We start from the raw sequence: 18,580 nt of genomic DNA on the forward strand, positions 1-18,580 counted from the left end.
ATCTTGCGCGATGAAGTAGTGCAAGGTTTTTATAAAGTGGGTCAAGCTACGGCACCGAAATCGCATTTTCAGGAATCGAGTAAAACACCTTTGATTTCCGATCTCACCTTAAAAAGGGCGCGTATCCTGCAGATTTCTAGTGTCAGAAAGCGCTTCAAATATCACAACATTAAAAACCGACTTCGTTGGTATTTTTAGAAATATAGTTTCTATTTGTCAATGTTTTAGATGTACACTTTATAAAAAGTTACTCGCCTTGCCGTGAGGTAAGGTGCACGTGCTTCTTGAAATTCTTTTCGATGAACTGCTTTCACGTTGGACTCGATGCAGTAGGGGAAACTTTGCGTTAGACGTTAGAGCAGTAACATGGATGCTGTGTGAAGAATCTAGGCAATTTATTTGATGAAATGAGAATTACTGAGCCGCCAAGCACTTTGGACGGATGGGAAAGGCTTCTCGTTAAATACTTCCTGGCAGTAGGAGGAGACGGGGATTCCAGTGATTTGCATGCTTTCGAGGTGTCTACCAGAACACTTGCAATTGCATGTGGTCTTGACACTCAGGAAATCGAAGTTGAAAAAGCATTTCACGAGGTGCTGGTTAAGGATCCATCATTGGAGAACGTTCTCCAAGTTGGTGCCCATCCCAGAGCAGCGTCGGAGGTGCCTGGTTTTTTTGTCTATTTAGTACTGACTTTATTCATCGATGGTCTCTTGGATGAGCACCAAAGCATCAGTGGTGCATTTAGGAAAAAACTAGCGTCCTGGCTTGGGATAGATCGTAGCTTTAATGACCTTCAAGGCATAGCTACTATGTGGAAGGCTCTTGAGGCGTGGCTGGCGCAACGCGTGGCCGCAGGTGAACCATTTCGCCGCTTGGTTCTGCCAGATCCAGGAGGATGGCACCAAATCGGTCATACGCGGCGCCTTTCCTTTCCCACTCGCCATGACTTTCGGATAGTTGAGAATTTTGTTTCGGAAAACAGTATTGGTTTAGATAGCCCGACGGCGTTATTTATCGCCTTTCAACCATTGGTCAATGATGTATCGGATGGGTTGAAAGATGCATTTGAAGATTTCCGACGTTCTTATTACTTGCATCGCCGGGCCCTCGCGGATCATCGCTTCTGGCGCCTAATTACCCGTGTACGAAGCTCTGCAAATAACGAACCGCGTCAGCAAGCTATTCTCCAAATGACGTTCAATGACTACGGAGAGTCTGAGTTTCGACGATCTATATATCAAAGCTCCGAAATGCAAAGCTATGTCACTTTGGGAGCTGCGCTTGCGGACACTGGTATCGCATCCAGTTCGAACTTTGTGACCGCAATTAATCAGGGTTATCTATTTTTCCGTCAGATCGGCATGGGGCTTTGGCAAGCCGAGGCCAATTTGACGCGCTGCAATGAGCGTGTATTCGTTGCACTCTCGACCAAAATTCAAAGCGTGATGGGCATGCGTTTGGGATCTCTATTGGGTGACTCAACCTGGCGAATGACGACGGAAGCCAAGTCAATTAATGCAGTGGAAACAGCATTCGCTCAAGTACGCCTTCTCGTTGACGCTGGCGATTCAATTTTTCGGCCCACTGTATTCAACGGAATCCGTGTCTATGGGCGATGGCTGGGATTACCTGGCTTCCTACCTTCGATTGAGACGGACTCAAGTCAGATTACGCTAGTAGCTGAGGTCAATGACGCACCTGTTATTGATTGCAATGGTGTGGGTAATATTGTGCGGCTTGTTGCCGAAGAACCTTTGAACGGGACCTATAGCGTTGAACCCGAGCTGCGTCGCGGCGAGTATTTCTCACCTTGGCGATTACGACTTCAATTTATTTCACATGCTTTGCCTCATTCCTCGCTAAGTCGCACTCGTCAGAGATTGCAACAGTTGAAAGATTGGGATGGAGTTGTGAAGGTATCCGCTAAATACGATGCTGATGAGAGTCCTGTTCGCGAGTTTGGAAGCTCAGCGATGAAATGGCTATTGGAGGCCGTATACGCTGATGGTTATTCTGGATGGGACGAGGCAGACTTGGTTAGCCTTGTGCGACGTACTGCTGTAGATTTCGAGGCTGACCCGTGGATGATGTTGCATCTCCTTCAGGACGCGGGGATTATTGAGCCTCGACTCCGGCAGGGATGGAAAGGCCGAGTATGGACACTGGTACCACCTCATATTGTGCGAGCACACAGGGGCGAAAATGAGGTGGCCTTGGTGGAAGGTGCCTTGTGCTTCAGGCAAATTGAGGACTTCAATTTAGCGGTAGAAGGTCTTGGTGGAAGTATGTTTAGGCATCAAGATGACACCCGATGGTCGGCACCAGTAATCGGAGCGAGTAACTTATCGTCAGCAATTTTAGCTGAGCGACTAGGGTGGCCTCTCGCCTTGGAAGTAGATTCAGCAAGCAAGTCACCGCTTGCTCTTGCTAGCACTGAGCGGCAAGCGGAGTATTACCGCATTTCTTCAGTTTGGTGCTGGAACGCAAAGCGATTCGTGTCTTCCGGGGCGGTAGAAGATAGTGTCCGACTGACTAGACGATCGCACCGAAATGGCACGGACCATGACGTCTTTTGCGTTGAGCATATTGGCCGCTCTTTTAATTACTTATCGAGGTGCGCTGCGATTACTCATGCACATGCCTTAGCCAAGGTCCCTCTATTTAGATTTCATGACGATCGCATCGAGCGCATTGCGCAAGATGGCGCTCTACCGGACATCCTTGCTTCGGCTCTGCGTAGACGGCGACTCCGTGCCGCTGGAATGACAGGTGGGGTTTATTCATATCCGGCAACGGAATCTGATGCTCGTTGGATTCTGTCACTACTTCCGGGCTGTATAGCCGGAATAAAAGTCGGCGAATCGCAGTCAGCGGGTTCCATTATGGCTGCTGTTCGTAGGTCCAAAGGAAGATTGCGAGCAGGCTGGAAAGATAATCAGTTAGTCATACAAATGAATAAATCAACGAGAGGTTTTAATGGTAGCTAGCTCTGGCCGACCATGGTATGCCGGGCACTGTGTAAGCCGGCATGAGCATGACAAATTAGTGAATATAGAGGTCATTGCTCGTTTGGATGAAACCGGGTGGATACCGCTCGAGAACGCGCGACACCTATTTGGAGGAGTCCAAGAAGTCGAACTGCATTGCAGCCATGCCAAGACAATCAAGATCGGCGAATGGGAGATGTTTCAGCTATCAAAAAAAGGGAAGAAATTTTGGATTGTTGGTGAACATAAAAAACTCCATCACTTTGCTGATTTATCGAATCTAGGCAACGCTTCGCAGATCCAACGTTATATAGCATCTAATGAATTGAAAACAACAGAGGCCTCTGGTAGCTGGATTTTGCGATCGCGGGACACCGAGATCTTGCAGGTTGAACTGAGGCAGATACAAGGTGTTGGACACCTCGCTACTGCTTCTGGAAAGATTCCTGCATTTCCTTTTGATCCTGACTGCATCGCTCGCATTCCTCTTGGCGGGAGAGAAATTGAACTATACGAATTTCGTCATAGAGGAGATCCAACTGCAATCTACGATTGGTCCTCTGACGAGGCTTATGCGGCGCGCGTTATACGATCTATCGCGAATGCGTCCGATCCTCGGGTAAAGGCTACGATTGGTTGGCTCGAAGAGCACGGGAGGACGAAGCAATCTTTAGAGTCGCTCGATGCAGTAGATATTGCTGCGGCCAATGATGCACTTCGATCTGACAAGCTTGCAAAGCGCCTTTCCTCCGACCAGGCGCTGCTGTCTTCGCTCGTGAACGCAATGATTAATGATTCTCGAATCTTAGGCTTGATTAAATCCAAAACCGATCTGATTGCCGAAGAGGAGCGCACCGCGTTGCGAATTCGCGCCGAAACATTGTTGCAAGAGGAGTTGATAACCCTGCGGCAAGAGCGAATAGCGTCACTGGATTTAGAGATAGAATCTTTACGCCTTGATCGCATAAAGAAAATCGATGATAGATATGCTGAGTTAGAGCGTGAGCTAGCCGCGCGAAAAGAAAACGGTTTGATAGAAATTAATCGAGACCTTGGTGACTTGGTGATCGCTCTCCAGTTACAAGCTGACGAGCTCACAGATCGACGTAGCCGCGTGAAGGATGAGCTCGTTGAGCTAGACCAAAAATCCGATACGCTCAATGGCCAACTCCAGCTACTTCGTGATCAAGAACGAGATGTATTAATAAATATTGATAGGCTAGTCGCAATTACGAGCCTCGCGAAGTCACAGGTAAATACTGCTAGTGAAAAAATTTTGGCACTTCATTCTCCGCTGGAGCGAGGTGTACCATTAATGTCTAGTGACGTTAAAGAGTTTGTTGAGAGTTCGCAGCTTCTTTCGGAAAAAGGTAAGGAAATCATGCTGCAATTCCTTGCACTTCTGCTGGCAGGTGAAGTGCCCGTTTTAACAGGGCCGGATGTTGACGATTTTCTGTTAGTTGCAGAATCTATGTTCGCGAACGGTACATCAACGCGACTTGAAGGCGATCCGACAATTATCAACTTTGAAGATTTATGGCTACGCCCCGGTACAAACGTTCAAACAGCGTTGGGCGTTGCTCTCACTGGCACGAATTCAGACGAAATTGACGAGTCGACCAGGCTGGTGGTGATTAACCGAGCAGAACGCTCCGGCGCGCGATTTTGGTTTCCTGCACTTGCTGCACATGCGCGCCGCGGTGAGTTATCTAGAAGGTTACTAGCGTGCGTTACGATTCAAGATACAGAAAGCGAAGAAGCAGAAGCGGTCCTCAGTGAGGCTACACGGCTTGACATTCGCCATGCATTAACCGCAGAAGCTGCAATTGTTGCGATTGCCTCGGGGATCGAGTTGAGGCGTGACTTGGATCCTGCCGAGCGACCAACAGACCTTGCCGAAGCAGTTCCTGTTCTTGCACCACATCTTCAGCGACTAACTTTTGCGAGGGCTCAGCGCGCTGCGCGGGCAATAGTCGAGGCGAAGAATCTCGGTATACCAACACAGCCATTGGTTGAACTTTTTATAGTCGCGTCTGGCACCACCAACATCGCTGTCGTAGCTCAACTTAGGAGCTAAATTCATGCTTGATCCAATAGGCGGCTTTGGTCGCATCAGAGATTTTTTTATCTCCTACGTCGAGACTAGTTTCCGTATTTCTGACCCTGACGTAAGCAAGATACGTCGCAAATTACTTGAGTCTTACGATACTTTGGCTACGGAGCCGTTTCTCGAACCAGTGCTGCGGTACACGGGGCATCCTAAGTTGCTAGAGGATTTAGCAATGGATGACAATGGCCCTCTCGGGAATCTATCAATTGCCGGAAGACGGGCATTCGTCGAACTAGCTTTGTCAGGATTATTTGATGGAGACATTGCTGATTCAGAGATTAAACGAAAATCGCGTTACGCTCCATATCAACATCAGATATCTATGCTTGAGCGCGGGATTAAGCCAGGTCATCCTGGTATCGTCACTTCTGGCACGGGTTCTGGAAAGACCGAAAGTTTTATGTTGCCCATTCTAGCGGCAATCGCGAATGAGGCAGTGCAGTGGAAAAAGCCGGATGCATCATTTTTACAAAACCGGTGGTGGGAAAGCGATGATGCGTCTTGGCGAGCTATGCGCCAAGGTGAGAGGCGCCCGGCGGCAATGCGAGCATTGATTCTCTATCCAATGAATGCATTGGTTGAGGATCAAATGGTCCGATTGCGAAAAACGCTTGATTCAGAAGAAGCGCGAACGGTCATGGACGAACGATTTGACGGCAATCGCGTCTTTTTCGCGCAATATACCAGTGCGACTCCGGTCACTGGTTATGAGACTCACCCACGGATGGCCGATGACACGGACGAGAAAAAGCGCCGCTCTCGAGGGCTACGCAAGCTGCGCTCCGCCCTCAAGCGGGCCGAGCAAGATCAACAGGCCGCGCGTAAGCATGATGCAAACGCTGCTGCCGAAGCAGCTTTATCTGGAGAAAAAATACCAGACTTAACTCGCTACATTTTTCCCTCCATGGATGGCGGCGAAATGCTCTCTCGGTGGGACATCCAAGCTGCACCTCCCGATCTAATGGTAACCAATGCTTCGATGTTGGGAGCAATGTTGTCCAGGGAAGTAGAGGAAAAGATCTTTGACACCACTAGAAATTGGCTTATCTCGAATGACGATGCATATTTCTATTTGGTATTTGATGAGCTTCACCTAATTCGAGGTTCGGCTGGTACAGAGATTGCGTTTCTGATCAAAACATTAATTCAACGTCTTGGCTTAGATCAGCCGCAGCATCGATATAAGTTACGTATTCTTGCTTCATCTGCGTCGTTGCCAATGATTGGTGACGACGGCGAGCAATCTCGTACCTACTTGCGAGATCTATTTGCGCCATTTGGAACCAGTAAGACCGCAAACGATCCTGGCGCAACGGATTCGATTTTTTGGAAAGGCTGTGTTGTTGAAGGTGTTCCAAGTATTCCAATATGGAACCTTGAGGCCATCGATCCGGCTCCGTTCGTTAAGCTAATGCAGATAGCGCTTGCTGGCGGTGCGGACTTTGTTGCTAAGATGAAGTTTTCTGATGAGCTAATTCTTGCCGTGAAATCCGCGGCGTATGCACTAGGGATTGCTGGCCAATCAGAAGAAGACACTGTAAAAAATCTCGCAGAGGCGGCTGCAGCTGCTATGACGAGTGGATGTAGAGATGGTAAGGGGGTTCGCGCGACACGTCTCACTGAAGTAGCTAATCGAATATTTGCAGACGGCGGCCCTGATCATGAACTGGCCCTGCGAGGTTTAATGCTCGCTCGGGCTTTGCCGGAATCGGGGTTATGGGATAAGAATCGAGCTGGAGTCGCACTTACCACTCCAGCATTTAGAGTTCATACGTTCATTCGAAATATCGAGGGTCTGTTTGCTGCTCCCAGCCCAACCGCAGACGGAGTCGAATTTAGCAACCTCACTATTGAGCGCGGGCTTTCTCATGCCCGTCCAGACGCTAACACAAAGCGCGGGAAGCGCTTGTTCGAACTTTTGTATTGCGAGGCATGCGGAGACTTGTTGATTGGTGGCCAGCGGGGGGATAAAACTTTAACTGCGACGGCGACTGAATTGCTCCCATCTTCTGGCAACCTTGAGAATCTTCCTGAAGGTGCAGCTAATGAATACTATGATTCAATGAAGCTAGAAGAGTTTGCAGTATTTTGGCCACGTAGGACCCCACCATTATTACCTGAGCGCGACTACGATGACTGGCAGCTGGCCCATTTGGATCCACATTCAGGAGTAGTATTCACCCGACTCGATGCCGAGGTACCAGACGGGCATGTAGGTGGCCATTTGTACCGTCAGAAAGAGAATGCAGTTAGAAATGTAAAAGGCCGTGTTACTGGTCCGCGTTCTGCACAGCCTTTCTGCTGCCCTAAATGCGGCACTGATTATTCAAGGCGGCCAGTCACTAACCGATCACGATCACCTATTCGCGCTTTTCGCACCGGTGTTAGTAAAGCATCTCAGCTAGTGGCGACCGAGCTCTTTGAACTGTTGCTTGCTATAGGTGCGGAACCTAAGGGGATCTGTTTCTCTGACAGTCGGCAAGATGCCGCGAATCAAGCGCTCGAGATTGAAAACATGCATTTACTTGACGTGCGTCGCGAGATCCTCGTGGCCACGGCCCGGTCTTATGTAGCTAAGCAACGCGCTGAGTGGATTAACCCAGAGGAATTTGAAAAACAAACTACGGCGCTAATGAATGAAAAAAAATTCGCTGAAGTTGCGGCATATGGAGCTCGCTACAATGCGCAAGGGTCGGAGGGGGAAAGGCCTCCCGCTGAGGGACGTATTGTTCCGCTCGCAAAACTTTTACAACATAAGGAAGGCCATGGCCATGTTGGTGAATTGGTTGCTGAGTTCGTTCGTATGGGCGTCCATCCGTTTGACAAAGCTGGGCGGCAGAAATTTCGCGGCCACGAATGGCATGAATTGTTCGTGCCTGCAGGGACGAATGGCAACGATATAGCGTACCACGAGGAACTGACCGGAGCGGACCGTTTAAATTTGGCCGGATTGATTTTGAGTCAGCAATATGAGTTGGTCGATGATGTAATTTTTGCGAACACTTTTTTTGCGTTGGAAGAAACTGGGCTCGCGTATCCATGTGTATCTGATCGCGATATTGCTGGGAAGGACGAACTTGACGCCTGGTTACGCGTATTCGCTGGCGCGTATCGAATTCGCGACAATCAGTACTTTGATGAGGATGCCAAGAAAGAATGGGTTCTAGGCGTTGACATCACTAACAATCGAGTTAAAAAGGTTGCGCAGAAGGTATTCGGGGACACTTCCGTTGTTGAGAAATTGAGCTCAGTCCTCGGCCGCTTATCCGCGATTGGACATAAAAGCGGCTGGTTTGATATCGGCAATCTGCATTTGCGTGTTGCTGAAGCGGGAGATCCATATTGGCGCTGTAAGACTTGTGAACGAGTCCATATGCATTATGGGATACGTCATTGCACACGCTGTGGAGATCCATTGGCCCTCGGAGCAAGTGGTAAAGTTGAAGATCTGTGGCAAGAGAATTTTCTTGGCAAGCGAATTGTGCGAGGAGCCAAGGATGAGGTGCCGCGATTCCGTCTCCGCGTTGAAGAGCTTACCGGTCAGACAGATAACTTTTCCGATAGGCTGAGAAAATTTAAGGGAATTTTTGTCGATGGACAGAGTGAGACGAAGAAGCGAGCTACTGAAATCGACATGCTATCAGTTACAACGACTATGGAGGTTGGTATTGATATTGGCTCGCTGCAAAGTGTGTACCAGGCCAATATGCCGCCACAGCGATTCAACTACCAACAACGTGTTGGTCGAGCCGGGCGACGCGGGCAAGCTTTTTCTTTCGTAGCGACTTTTTGTCGCGGACGAACCCACGACGCATACTATTTTGCACACCCCAAGGCGATTACTGGAGATGCTCCACCTCCGCCATTTCTTGCAATAAATCACGAGCCGATTCCGCTGAGACTATTGCGCAAATCTTGGCTGCGCGCGGCATTTAAAATGCTGCGGCAGGAGTGCCACCAAAACAGCAAGCCATATCCTGGTGATCTGTTGTTGCCTCCTGATATTCATGGCGAGTACGTTACTATGGCGGACTATTATTTCGACGATGCGGCGGGTTGGCCTCAACGCCTTCGAGATGCGCTGCACTCAACTATATCTGTGCGATATGAATTTTTGCAGGCTGCAACGTTCAGCGTCGATCAACAAACAGCGCTAGCGACGCATGCAACTGTGGAGCAGCTGATGTCGGAAATTAATGACCTTAAACCAAATGAACCAACCGGTACCGGATTCGGGTTGGCGCGCTTTCTCGCCGAGCAGGGACTACTGCCGATGTATGGCATGCCGACCCGGGTTCGAAATCTCTACTTGGGCCTTCGAGAAGATGACGGTAAAGGCAGCGACGAATATGAATGGTCGACGATAAGCCGTGATTTGGACCTGGCCGTCTTCGAGTTTGCTCCCGGCTCTGTGCTCGTTAAGGATAAACAAAAGCATAAGGTGATAGGTTTTACCGGAAATCTTTCCGATCCGGTGAAGCGCGCGGGAGGTATCGCGGTCCAAGCGGTATCAGACTGGTGGGAGTCTGAAACATTTGTCGCCATATGTGATGCCTGCGGCTCTGCGAAGCACTATGAAACATTGCCGACAACAGAGCTTGAGTGCGATGACTGTCGTGAACAAATTTCGATAGCGAACTTCGCAGAATATAAAACGCCGACGGCTTTCCGGACAGATTTTAATCCTCAAGACAGCGGTGATGTAGTCGGGCGCATGAATCAACGTACTGTTGCCACAGTACTGAAAGAAGGTGAGCCAATTGTGCATCGAAACATTGTTGTGCGGCGCGGGGCCGGAGCCACAATTATGCAACTTAATGATGGGGTAGCTAATTCAGACGAGGTTGCTCAGCAATTTAGAGTCGATGAGGTGTCTGATTTACGATTGCCTTTGCCAGGAGCATCTAAATGGCTCAAATTGACGCGATCACAAGCGATCGAAACGAGCATTCGTGAAAAATCTCAGGCGAGTCGATGGGAGCTTAATGGAAATTTGGGTATGAAGTTCGGATTAATCTCTCGAAAAAAAACGGATGCTGTTTATTTAGAATTGAGAAAATTTGACAGCCGTTTAAATCTGAATCATGTTGCTCGTAAAGGGGAATTCTTCAATATAGCAACTCGTGCCGCCGCTGTTAGTGCCACCCAAATTCTAGTGCAAAAAGCAGCACTCATGCTTGACGTATCTGCTGAGGAATTTGAGGCACTTGAGCCTCGCCTTCGCGGTGGTTTGCCTATGCTGCAGATAGCAGACTCATTAGTCAACGGATCTGGTTTGTGCAAACGCCTCGGTGATCCGGACGTGTCGGGGGGCGTGCCATATATTGCCAAGTTGCTTGAGGAAATCTTGGAAAATGAAATTGTATGGCCTTTACAAGATTTCCTTGGCACGGATGGCGACGGTGCGCATGCGGAGCAATGTAAGACGTCTTGCTATCGTTGTATTCAACGATTTGGCAATCGTCGATATCATGGGCTGCTTGATTGGCGCCTCGGAATTGCCTACTTGAGGGCTATGATTCAGGATAACTATTCAGCTGGCATTGATACAAATGACAGGAATTTCCCAGAAATAGCTGAATGGCATGAATATGCGCATAGTTTGGCAGAGTCAGTTGTTGCAATGCGTCCGGGAACGATGAGCTACGTTGTTCTCGCAGCTTCAAAATTACCCTGCATCATTGCACGGTCTCTGGCAGGAGATGAGTTGTCCCGCACCGTCGTGGTTCATCCTCTATGGAGGAAAGACGAATCAGTGATGTCCAAGATCTTGGGTACCGATTGGGCGAATGGGCTCACTTTTACCGACACCTTCAACTTAGAAAGACGGCCTCTGCGAACTCTCGCGGAGATGCATAACAAGCAGGCAAATATAGAAAGCAAATAACCTGTAGTTAGAATTGCGAGATATTTGCCTTCTGTAATCGAGTTGGTCGGGCCAGTGATGGGAGCTCTGCTCCGCATTATTGGCCCAGACATTTTGACCTAGCTTCCGTCGAACCTCAACGCCCTTGAAACTCTGCGCGTAAACGAATAGCTTTTTTAATTTGCGAACGCACGCTGGATGATAGTTCGGCGAACTCGCCTTTACGTTCGAGAGCGTGAATTATATCCAACGGATCATTAGAGAGTTGGCGGGCATGCAAGATGCGCGAAGCACGATTAATTCTCGAAATTACGTTGCTGATGGTGCGAGGGGTGTACTCTTGAGTAGAAGATAACCACTCACGAAAATTTGGGTCGCTGAACATAGAACGCTGCTCCTCATAACGGGATATTGCGGCCGCCACATGCTCTGCCAAGGAGGCTGGCACGGCATTGGCAATCATCGTACTCTGATTAGTCATTGTTCCGGAAAACTGAAAATTCTCAGGAAAGGTTTGAATTCTTGCTCGCTCCCACGAAGATAGTGGCCGAGCTTCTTTGCATGGACCAGCGTCGTCAGGGTGTGGTTTATAACCTGGTGGAACGGGCCGGTTCGTTGATCGAATAGTCGGAGAAGGCTCGTCTAGCGAAAACACTCCTCGACGCCCCCAATTCCTTGGATGTCTATAGTAAAAATCGATGCCAAATTCATCGCCGACAAAGTTGCGTATAGACAGGGGATTTTCTGAACTCCCCATTTGAATTTCATCAAACAGGAAGTCATGTTCTTCGCCTATGCAGCCAATGGCAAAAAAACGCTTCCTATTTTGCGGTGCCCCGAAGTACGCTGCGTTGAGAATGCACTCAGTAATACCATAACCGGCTTTTTCCAAAACACTACGTCCTGACTGCCAAGCGACACTTTTGCGAGCACCTGGTACGTTTTCCAGCATGAACCAGCGCGGTCGCACTGCGCTTATGATTTTCGCAAACTTCAGTGTCAGTTCGGCTCGATCACTTTCAACGCGACCGCCTGCAACCGAAAATTCCTGACAGGGTGGGCCACCCATAATCAGATCTGGCCTCTCAGGACGAATTAGGCGAGTGGCGTCAGTTACCCGCCCTAAGTCCAGGTCTTTAACGATGTGATCAAAGTTGGCCTTGTAGACTTCCCGCGCAGGAGCCCAATGCTCTACTGCCAGCGTAAGCTCAAAGCCCGCTTGCTCAAATCCCTTACTCAACCCGCCGCATCCGGCGAAAAGATCCACAACACGCATTGACGCCTCCTAGTGGCGTCAATGTACAGCGATTGCACAAAGGCGTCAACATTTTGACATCCTGCTTTATGGCACCAAATAGCGGACGTTGGGCCTATATTCATGAATTCCCGTATGCAAATTGATGAAAGTGAGTAAGTAGGAAAATGAGTTTATTGTGTTTATATCATCAATTTCGGCGAGCCTGATTTTATGATTAAAACGCGTCCGCACGTGCCATTTACTCAGACCGCCCAGAATCATAGGGGGGAGTTGGCGGCCGATCTAAGGTCCTACCCAACCACTTATCAAACTGTGATTGGATATTGCAGCCGTCGGCACTCCGTCTCAACACGTGCCAACGATATGGTTCGATCCCAGGTTTTTTGATGTCGGTCCAGCCGCGTGGCAGGCCAAGCTCCTCTTCGGCATCTTCAATCGTCTTTCCTAGGTGCCTAAAGTTCTCCTCCGTGAAGTACCATTGGCCATCAACGATGGTCCGAAGATGTACATAACAGTCATGCACCAGTTCAAGCACGCTTTTGAAATACGTGTTGCACGCGGTGATCACATCCAACTCGGGGACGTTCGGCAAGTCACGGCAGGGAACAAAGTAATAGAAGGTACCCGCTTTACTGTGAGACCCGCCGGAGACTAAGTTCTCTCCGATGTGCTGCGTCACCGTTCGGAAATCATGGAAGAAGCGTGACAAGGGATCCTTTCGAAGCGCTTCTTGTCGAGGGGCATACCATACATCAAACTCTGGATTACCTTTGAGAGATGCTTGCATCGCGAACGTAACGCTGCGCGCGGCCGAGACAAAAGCAGAGACGCAGAACTGGACCGCCCAGAAATCGATTTTTTGGCCGTAGCGATGAACTTCGAGCAGAAAGAACTCAGCTTCCTGAACTTTATAATCCACCAGACCAAAAGATCTCGTCATGATTACTACCTAATGTGAATGAAACCGGGGCGCTTTAAGGCATCGAAAAGCTTACCGTGCATCCTGGCTTGTTCAATGGCTTGAACCCGATCGTCAGTGGAAATGTCCAGGGCTACAATTTGATTCAATACCGCCATACTTCTTCCTGATTCATTTTTTTTTGGTTTGGTATCGATGAGCACGATAGTCGCGGCCATTGTCTCGCCAAGAATGGTACCTCAACTTCACTTCGGTGGATGGATTCAGATCGCTAGTATAGCGGACGGCATCATCTGATCGACTGCCTGGCTGAGGTTGACGCCATTGGGGGTGGCGATTGAGCGATTTACATTAGGCGTATGCTCTGAATATCTGAGGTAAGTTTACTAAGGAGGTTGAGTGTGGACCGGATCTCTGTCGCTGAGCGCAGCCGCACAATGGCTCAAGTGCGCAGCAAAGACACAAAGCCAGAAATGATCGTGCGATCGACGCTTCATCGTTTAGGCTACCGTTACGTTCTGCACAGTCGAAAGTTGGTTGGGACGCCAGATTTGGTTTTTCCTGCCCGTCACAAAGTGATCTTCGTACATGGATGTTTTTGGCATGATCACTCGTGTAAATATGGTCAGTCCCGGCCAAAGAGCAATGTCGAGTACTGGGAGAGAAAAATTTCGGGCAATGCTTCACGCGACAAGAGAAATATTGCAATTCTTCGTCGGACCGGGTGGCGAGTGATGATAATTTGGGAATGCGATATCAGAAAAAGCATATGGTTGAAGAAAGCGCTGCGCTTTCTAAATGACCGAGAAATTCATAAAAAATTTTATGTCAGCTAGGTGCTAGCTGTATATAAATCGGTTTCGCCAATTCGAAAAATTGTCGACGATCCTGTTGTACCAAATAGGTGGTTGATGGAAATCTTTCACGAGCACGTTGTATCGAACAGCTTGTGCTCGCCATGCTGCAGTTAATCTCCGTTCGGGATCCATAAGCAGCCAAGCTGTTAATTGCGCCAAATGGTGCCGTTCTTCTATCGATCTCATCTCAAAAGATATATGTCCCTCTGCCAAAGGCATGTCTTGAGTTCCAATTTGTTCTAACACGAACTGTCGAAGGGAAACGTGTTGATATCGTGAAGTCATGAGTTTGCATAATTGATGCATGACTGAATATCGTCCCAAATCCCATTCTGGACTTGGTTTACCTCCGGTATCGACGATCCGACTTACCTTAAGCAATAATGCTGCGGTCGGGATGTCATACGCAATCGGTTCCGTTGCCGGTGCGGCCCGTAAGTCAAATCCGCAAATGTGGCAATATGAAAGTGGAGCGAGTTCTACGTCGGCTGGCCTAGCCATATCAAGACGGTGAACGGCGACAGCCACGCTACATTTCGGGCAACGGTCAAGGAGCATTGTTCCATGACGAGTACAGACCGTATTGAAAGCGATGCGCCAATTTTTCCTGAAATATGGAATAGTATCTTCGGCTAGGCACGTGGGACAGAACTGCAACCCATGCCCCTCTCGCTTACGGTGATACATTTTGAGTACGAGGATCCAATGCAACGCGCCGGACAATCTGAATTGCCTGTACAGCAGGCCCTCGTAGGTTCGCAAAGTCGTATTCAATACCGTTTCAGGGGAAGTCCCAGTTCGGCGACTAAGTTCATCCAATAGCCATGACGGCGCCAATCGGTCGATATCCCGATTCCATATTTGAATGCGATTGCCAAAAATAACGTTGCAGAAGGTTTGAGATTTCATACCGTGCCCATGCGCAAGGCGCACGAGCCAACAGGATAATAATTCATCGGGCAACGGCTTGTAATGAATTGGCCACAACGGTGAAGTAAGTCCCAACATGACAATCAGAGACGCTTATATTGCTTCCGCTTGGATGGAGGTACCCATCTCAGGGAGGTGATCCGATCAAACGTAATTCGTTCGACCTTGTTTCGAATTGCATCTACCGCCAATTCCTTAACCAAATCGACCATGTCGCCCAATGTGCCTTCGCTACGGGTATGAATGGCTAGCATAGTGGGAGGGTCCTTAAGATTTGATGCCTGCTTTAATGGGGCTCGCAGTTCGAGGGTGGCCAGCAAAGAACCGAATTCATTGTTCGGCTTCCAAACAGGAAGCTCTTCAGGAGTGAAGCGACTAGACATTTGAGGATCGGTGTTAAACGCATTGTAGGCATCTTCAGTTCCCGCCGCGACCATGCACACTCCGGTTTCGTTGCCCAGACTTTTAATCGCGTTACGAAATTCCTGCTGGCGATTCGTGCTGCCGGTAATCAAATGATGAATTTCATCGACGATCAACATATGCACATCCATTTGACGGAACAAGCGCTTAATCTGTGAGTATTTTTCTGGGGTCGATGCCGTGGGCTTATAGGGTGTCATCAGCACATCCAATATACGCGTGTAAAAATCTGAAATGTCTGGCTTTGGCGGCGCCTCTACCATTACCACGGGACAGATTGTCACTTCTCCTTCGGCATCCAAATCTGGGTGATGCAGCGACATGAAACGTTCCAGAATCGAGGTCTTACCATTAAACGATGGCGCGACTAAAAGCATGTTTGGCATGCGAGTAATACGCGGATAGGTCAATAGTTCCTCCATGCGTGCCAGAATGCGCTTGGCATCTTTGTAACCCAACCAGGAACCTTCGCGGATCGCGTAGATACGCTCTTCATCTGTGCGTTCGATTAACGCTAATGCAGCTTCGTTGAGATGAGGGAAATCTTTTTTTTCGGGCATCATTCGTCATCCAGTGGCGCCACTGCATCAGGATCGTATCCCCGTACCCCCGGCGGAGGTGCCGTAGAAGTCGGTGTGCTGACATTGGGTAAGTCCTCGTCCTTATGCTTGCGGGCTACGGCGTGCTGGGTTCGGCGCTGCTGTGCACGTCGCGCTGCTTTTGTTTTTTCTGCGGCTTCCGCTTCGATTTCTCGTTGTTCATTGATTAGGGCAAACACAGCTTTTTCGTTTTCGCGCGAGATACCCTTTTCATCGGCGCGTCGATACGCTTCCCGCAATTCCCAGATACTTACGGGCGGCAGACTCGTATCGCGATACGGAATGGAGAAGTAGCGTTGAGCTATTTCATCGAAAAAATATAAAACGCTGATATCTCTCGGATCTCGGTGAAATGGAAATTTGCGCCGATGTTTATTAAACTCCGGATGAGGCGTATTTATCCAAGGGCGTAGGACATCATGATAGTAGTGGACGTCTATCAGGACACCGTAATTTTGAATAGTTCGTTCGAAAAATGGCATGAAGTCGATACGCAGCTTTTCGTCATCAAGGCGACGTGCGGGCAGCCCGCGTCCCGGCTTTCCTTTTGTGCCGAGCAAGCCTTCTCGCCATTTAGCCAACGGTGAGGTGTTGATCCCAGCGTGTGGCTTCCGATGATATGCGGCAAAAAACAGAACCAACCAACGCTCCAATTCGCTGAAGGTCATGCAGGCATTGCCTTCGGAGTCGTATGCTCCCTTTTCATCTGGGCCGGAGAAGGTTGCTCCCTTCAGCGTCTTGAGTCCTTCGGACACAGTTCCCATTAAACGTTCAATGTGTGCCCCATAGCGGGGCTTTTTAACCGGACGTAAGTGAAGATCAATGTCGTATTCCTGACATGCCATGCTTAACATCTGACCTCGGAATTCGCGTGCGTTATCCATGTGCAGCACGCTCATGGTTCCCCAGCATGGCCAATCCGTTGAGGTGATATTCAGCCTTGCCATCCAACGTTCCTTCGGCAAAATGGCGTGGGAGATGCACATGCCGGCAGACATAGATGATGGAGCGTCGAGCGACAAATGCATTCCCAGGCAAACCCGACTATTGACATCGATAGCCAGCGTAATCCAGGCTCGCCGGATGGATTTGCGATACACGTCGTCGACGATGATTACTGGCAGTAAAGTATGATCGATCTGTACGATTGCTAACGGCCAATCTGCGTCTGGGATGGTACCTTTGATTGGATCGAATTGGTCGTGCGCGACTGCTTCACCTTTGCGACGTGCGACACGCTCTCGCCCCTTTGTTTGTTCGAGGCGAGCCCGGATTGTATTGGTTGCAGGTAAGCGAAGGTTTGCATTGGAGCAGCGTCTGCGAACCTCGGCGATCGTCGAAGCAACGGATTGGCTTTGGTCGGTATCGTGGAAATTTTCGATGCAGTCTTGAATAATGGCATCGACGTCGGCCGATAACCTAGCTTTCCCTTTACCTCCTTTGCCCCCTGGATTTGGTAGCAAGGAAGAGAGCAGGCCGGTATCTCTGAACGTCGCCAGCCATCTATAGATGGTAGCTCGACTGACGTCCGCTTCGGCGGCAATTTTATCCGCGAGAGCATCCGAGTGCTGATAATAGCTATTCAATAGCGGGCCGATGTACTTGCGGCGAGCTTCAGCAACTTGCCAATCTGCGTCAGAGACACCTGCCAGCGCTCGTTCTGGTTGCGGCATCGGCGTGGCTTCGCCAATGACCCTTGGTGGACCAATATCTCCGATTTTGAGTAACACCTTTTCTTCTGTCCCGACTTCTTTGGCCAAAACCAAGTTGATGTCAGCCAAAGCCACGACAACGTATTCGCGATCATTGTTGGTGATCGTCGCACCCTCTTTGATCCAAAGTAATGGGGGCTCTGTGGTATTCATAGGACACATTGCGGCAGATGAAGTGCAGCGTTATCGTCTATAGGCCTGTCCAAATCTGCCGCTATTTTTCGTGTGACTATCGAATGCCAGATGACCGGCAGCCAATACAGCCGATCGTCATCACTGGTCGCTAATTGATCAAGAAGTGTTTTCGGCGAAGAAACTCCTCCCGCTTCTTTCATTAGTCTGACAAGTTCGGCGCAGTCTTGCGCTGCGGGCTCAATATTGCGATATTCCCGTAGGAATTTGAGATTGCCCAGTCGTGGGGTGCGAATGTCGATCTGCGTCACGATGCGGAATTCCCAATTCCGCTCGAGGGTGTATTGTTCTGCCGCCGCAAACTTGGGAGCATATTTGTCGGCATTCCGATGCAAGTCGTCAGTGTGTTTGATTTCCGTGAGTTGTGGCTTGTGATCGGAGAGATAAAATACAAGCACATCCGGGGTATAACCGTTAGCCAGTCCGGGAATTGGAATCGTGACTGGCTGTGTTTCATAACGTTCGACGCTGTCGTCGAAATCGAGGAGCAGCAAGTACTCTTTTTCCAGCAAGGATTCAAATTGATCCATCTGGCCATTTTTACGACTGGCGAAACTGCCGGTAACGACCAGATGATTTTTAGGGATCTTCCGAACAGCCATAGCGTTCCTTGACGGTAAATAACCTGCACAATAAGCTGGAATATCGCATTGTCTTTTGGCAATTTTATAGCATAAGCTATTGTGGAAGTGACCATGCTGTCCCTTCCAGATTGTTCTATTCT

Annotated in this window: 11 protein-coding genes; 4 read left to right on the top strand and 7 right to left on the bottom strand. The window is 49.2% G+C overall.

The features are described from left to right. Positions 1 to 377 precede the first annotated feature (377 nt). The 3 genes from VNZ60_RS09900 to VNZ60_RS09910 are packed head-to-tail and all read left to right on the top strand — an operon-like array spanning position 378 to position 10,987. On the top strand, positions 378 to 2,990 hold the full coding sequence (locus VNZ60_RS09900; protein ID WP_325658592.1) for a hypothetical protein: 2,613 nt from the start codon (positions 378 to 380) through the stop codon (positions 2,988 to 2,990). A gap of 58 nt (positions 2,991 to 3,048) precedes the next feature. Beyond that, complete coding sequence (locus VNZ60_RS09905; protein ID WP_325658594.1) at positions 3,049 to 5,067, top strand: hypothetical protein; 2,019 nt, start codon at positions 3,049 to 3,051, stop codon at positions 5,065 to 5,067. A gap of 4 nt (positions 5,068 to 5,071) precedes the next feature. Beyond that, complete coding sequence (locus VNZ60_RS09910) at positions 5,072 to 10,987, top strand: DEAD/DEAH box helicase (RefSeq protein ID WP_325658596.1); 5,916 nt, start codon at positions 5,072 to 5,074, stop codon at positions 10,985 to 10,987. Positions 10,988 to 11,102: 115 nt separating this feature from the next. Here VNZ60_RS09910 and VNZ60_RS09915 read toward each other — a convergent pair whose 3' ends face one another. The 3 genes from VNZ60_RS09915 to VNZ60_RS09925 all read right to left on the bottom strand — a co-directional run bounded on the left by VNZ60_RS09915 (position 11,103) and on the right by VNZ60_RS09925 (position 13,361). Then, positions 11,103 to 12,242 (bottom strand): DNA cytosine methyltransferase, encoded by a 1,140-nt coding sequence (locus VNZ60_RS09915; protein ID WP_082793204.1) that lies wholly within the window; start codon positions 12,240 to 12,242, stop codon positions 11,103 to 11,105. Between the two features lie 220 nt (positions 12,243 to 12,462). Continuing rightward, positions 12,463 to 13,164: a hypothetical protein gene (locus VNZ60_RS09920; RefSeq protein WP_325658600.1), complete on the bottom strand. Its 702-nt coding sequence runs from the start codon at positions 13,162 to 13,164 to the stop codon at positions 12,463 to 12,465. Between the two features lie 5 nt (positions 13,165 to 13,169). After that, entirely contained in the window at positions 13,170 to 13,361 is a 192-nt protein-coding gene (locus VNZ60_RS09925) for a hypothetical protein (RefSeq protein WP_325658602.1), read from the bottom strand. A 183-nt stretch (positions 13,362 to 13,544) separates the two neighbouring features. On the opposite strand from VNZ60_RS09925, the gene VNZ60_RS09930 reads away from it, so the two are divergent. After that, positions 13,545 to 13,979, top strand: coding sequence for a very short patch repair endonuclease (locus VNZ60_RS09930; RefSeq protein ID WP_205631635.1), 435 nt, complete (start codon positions 13,545 to 13,547; stop codon positions 13,977 to 13,979). A 3-nt stretch (positions 13,980 to 13,982) separates the two neighbouring features. Here the strand turns inward: VNZ60_RS09930 and VNZ60_RS25245 are convergent, their stop codons facing one another. Genes VNZ60_RS25245 through VNZ60_RS09945 form a run of 4 tightly spaced genes read right to left on the bottom strand, consistent with a single transcriptional unit; the run spans position 13,983 to position 18,458 of the window. Then, positions 13,983 to 15,008, bottom strand: coding sequence for a TniQ family protein (locus VNZ60_RS25245; RefSeq protein ID WP_414648807.1), 1,026 nt, complete (start codon positions 15,006 to 15,008; stop codon positions 13,983 to 13,985). A 5-nt stretch (positions 15,009 to 15,013) separates the two neighbouring features. Beyond that, positions 15,014 to 15,916, bottom strand: coding sequence for a TniB family NTP-binding protein (locus VNZ60_RS09935; RefSeq protein WP_325658606.1), 903 nt, complete (start codon positions 15,914 to 15,916; stop codon positions 15,014 to 15,016). Next, positions 15,913 to 17,817, bottom strand: coding sequence for a transposase (locus VNZ60_RS09940; RefSeq protein WP_325658608.1), 1,905 nt, complete (start codon positions 17,815 to 17,817; stop codon positions 15,913 to 15,915). Before VNZ60_RS09940 ends, VNZ60_RS09935 begins: the two co-directional genes overlap by 4 nt. After that, positions 17,814 to 18,458: a TnsA endonuclease N-terminal domain-containing protein gene (locus VNZ60_RS09945; RefSeq protein ID WP_325658610.1), complete on the bottom strand. Its 645-nt coding sequence runs from the start codon at positions 18,456 to 18,458 to the stop codon at positions 17,814 to 17,816. The genes VNZ60_RS09940 and VNZ60_RS09945 overlap by 4 nt, the downstream gene beginning before the upstream one ends. Between the last annotated feature and the right edge of the window lie 122 nt (positions 18,459 to 18,580).

The sequence above is a fragment of the Collimonas sp. genome (genome assembly GCF_035566375.1).
Classification (GTDB): domain Bacteria; phylum Pseudomonadota; class Gammaproteobacteria; order Burkholderiales; family Burkholderiaceae_D; genus Collimonas.